This window comes from Actinoplanes sp. NPDC051633, assembly GCF_040681735.1.
Taxonomy (GTDB): domain Bacteria; phylum Actinomycetota; class Actinomycetes; order Mycobacteriales; family Micromonosporaceae; genus Actinoplanes.
Genome location: NZ_JBFAZH010000992.1, coordinates 1 through 2,902, shown reverse-complemented (window position 1 = coordinate 2,902; position 2,902 = coordinate 1). Strand labels below are relative to the sequence as shown.

General features: G+C 72.0%; 2 protein-coding genes and 1 pseudogene. All 3 read left to right on the top strand.

What is annotated here, in order from left to right; all coding sequences use genetic code 11:
• The first annotated feature begins 32 nt into the window (after window positions 1-32).
• Window positions 33-1,445, top strand: a complete 1,413-nt coding sequence (locus AB0M20_RS35730) for a lactate utilization protein B (protein ID WP_364304982.1) — start codon at window positions 33-35, stop codon at window positions 1,443-1,445.
• Window positions 1,442-2,038 (top strand): LUD domain-containing protein, encoded by a 597-nt coding sequence (locus tag AB0M20_RS35725; RefSeq protein ID WP_364304980.1) that lies wholly within the window; start codon window positions 1,442-1,444, stop codon window positions 2,036-2,038. The genes AB0M20_RS35730 and AB0M20_RS35725 overlap by 4 nt, the downstream gene beginning before the upstream one ends.
• A pseudogene (locus AB0M20_RS35720) lies at window positions 2,038-2,902 on the top strand (arabinose isomerase); the annotation flags it as partial. The gene AB0M20_RS35725 and the pseudogene AB0M20_RS35720, both read left to right, overlap by 1 nt.

Genomic DNA, 2,902 nt, shown 5'->3' with positions numbered 1-2,902 from the left:
GTCCACCTCGCGGAGATCCTGGCGGCCACCGAATGAGTGTCTTCATCGGAATGCCCGCGCCCAGAGGTGTCGGGATGCTGCGGGGTGACGAGCCGTTCCCGGCCGCCGCCCGCAAGGCCCTCGCCAACGACCAGATGCGCCGCAACCTGAGGCACGCCACCACCACGATCCGCGGCAAGTCCGGCCGCGTCATCGCCGAGCTGCCGGACTGGCAGCGGCTGCGCGACGCCGGCTCGGCGCTCAAGGCCGACACCATGGCCCGGCTGCCCGAGCTGCTCATCCAGCTCGAGGAACGGGTCACCGAGGCCGGCGGCGTGGTGCACTGGGCCGCGGACGCCAACGAGGCCAACGCGATCGTCACCGGGCTGGTCCGCGACACCGGCCACCACCGGGTGATCAAGGTCAAGTCGATGGCCACCATGGAGATCGGGCTCAACGAGGCCCTCGCCGACGCCGGCATCACCCCGGTGGAGACCGACCTGGCCGAGCTCATCGTGCAGCTCGGCGACGACAAGCCCAGCCACATCCTGGTGCCCGCGATCCACCGCAACCGCACCGAGATCCGCGACCTGTTCCTGCGCGAGATGCCCGGCGTCGACCCGGCGCTGACTGACGATCCCCCGGTGCTGGCCGCGGCCGCCCGCCGCTACCTGCGCGAGACGTTCCTCAGCACGAAGGTGGCGGTGTCCGGGGCGAACTTCGCGATCGCGGAGACCGGGACGCTGGCCGTGGTCGAGTCCGAGGGCAACGGGCGGATGTGCCTGACCCTGCCGGAGACCCTGATCACCGTGATGGGCGTCGAGAAGGTGGTGCCGGCCTGGCAGGACCTCGAGGTGTTCCTCCAGTTGCTGCCGCGGGCGTCGACCGGAGAGCGGATGAACCCGTACACGTCGATGTGGACCGGGGTGACGCCGGGCGACGGGCCGCAGGCCTTCCACCTGGTGCTGCTGGACAACGGGCGGTCCAAAGTGCTCGGCGACGAGGTGGGGCGGCAGGCGCTGCACTGCATCCGGTGCTCGGCGTGCCTGAACGTCTGCCCGGTGTACGAGCGGACCGGCGGGCACGCGTACGGGTCGGTGTACCCGGGGCCGATCGGGGCGGTGCTGTCCCCCCAGCTCACCGGGGTGGAGGACAACGCGTCCCTGCCGTACGCGTCGTCGCTGTGCGGGGCCTGCTTCGACGCCTGCCCGGTGAAGATCGACATCCCGTCGATCCTGGTGCACCTGCGGAACCAGGCGCCGCACCCGACGACCGAGCGGGCGGCGATGGGCGCGGCCGCGTACACGATGGACCATCCGCGGCTGTACCACGGCGCGCAGCACGCCGCGAAGCTCAGCAAGTACGCGGGCAAGCGGCTCCCGCCGCCGCTGAACGGCTGGACCGCCAGCCGGGACCTGCCGTCGCCGCCGCCGGAGACCTTCGGCGACTGGTGGGCGCGGCGATGAGCAGCCGGGATCTCATCCTCGGCCGGATCCGGGACGCGCTCGAGGGCAGCACGCCGCCCGGGCCGGTGCCGCGGGACTATCGCCGCGACTTCCCCGCCGCGGACCTCGGCCTGCTGGTGGAGCGCCTGGTCGACTACAAGGCCGTCGTGCACCGCTGCGCCGCCGGCGAGATCGCGGACACCGTCGCGACGATCGTCAGCGGCGCTGTGGTCGTACCCCCCGGATTGAACGCAGCCTGGCTGCCCGCGCAGCTGGAGGTCATCCGCGACGACGGCCTGTCGCAGGACCGCATCGCGGCCGCCGACGGCGTCGTGACCGCCGCGGCCGTCGCGGTCGCCGAAACCGGAACCATCGTCCTCGACGCCTCGCCCGACCAGGGCCGCCGCATCCTCTCCCTGCTTCCCGACCTGCACATCTGCGTGCTGCGCCCGGACCAGGTGGTGGCCGCGGTGCCGGACGCCCTGCCGCGCCTCGACCCGCGCCGGCCGCTCACCTGGATCAGCGGGCCGTCGGCGACCAGCGACATCGAGCTGAACCGCGTCGAAGGTGTGCACGGTCCCCGCAACCTGCACGTGATCCTGCTGGAGGAGTGATGCTCGAAGCCAAGACCCGGCGCAAGACGCGCGTCGGCCTGGTGGCGGGGGGACTCGGCACCTACTGGCCGCAGTTTCCGGACCTGCTGCCACAGCTGCAGGGCTCCGCCCGATATGTCTCCGGACGCTTCGCGGAGATGGACGCCGAGGTCATCGACGCCGGGTTCATCTCGGACGCTCAGGAGGGCGCGGTCGCCGCCGAGAAGCTGCGCGCGGCCGACTGCGACCTGATCGTGCTGTTCCTGACCACGTACCTGACCGCCTCGATGGTCCTGCCGATCGCGCAGCGGTCGAACACCCCGGTGCTCGTCATCGACCTGCAGCCGACCGAGCGGATGGACCACGCCACCTTCGACACCGGCGCCTGGCTCGCCTACTGCGGGCAGTGCCCGGTGCCCGAGGTCGGCAACACGTTCCGCCGTGCGGGGATCCCGTTCCGCTCGGTCTCCGGGTGGCTGCGGCAGGACTCGGCGTGGGAGCGGATCGGCCGGTGGATCACGGCCGCGCACATCCGGGCGGCGCTGCGGCACGCGCGGCACGGCCTGATGGGTCACGTCTATCCCGGCATGCTGGACGTGTCGACCGACCTGACGCTGCTGCCGGTGACCTTCGGCTCGCACGTGGAGGTGCTCGAGTTCGACGACCTGCGCGAGCGGGTGCTGGCGGTGCCGCCCGCGGAGGTACGTGAGCGGATGGACCTGGCGCGCAAGATCTTCACGCTCGACGACACGGTCCGCGACGAGGACTTCGCCTGGGGCGCCCAGGTCTCCGTCGGCCTCGACCGGCTGGTCGAGGACTTCGACCTGGACAGCCTCGCGTACTACCACCGCGGGCTGGCCGGTGAGCAGCACGAGCGGCTCGGCG

What these genes read in the sequence shown, in the direction of transcription:
- AB0M20_RS35725 (WP_364304980.1), top strand. Translation starts at nt 1,442, where the DNA reads ATGAGCAGCCGGGATCTCATCCTCGGCCGGATCCGGGACGCGCTCGAG.
- AB0M20_RS35730 (WP_364304982.1), top strand. Translation starts at nt 33, where the DNA reads ATGAGTGTCTTCATCGGAATGCCCGCGCCCAGAGGTGTCGGGATGCTG.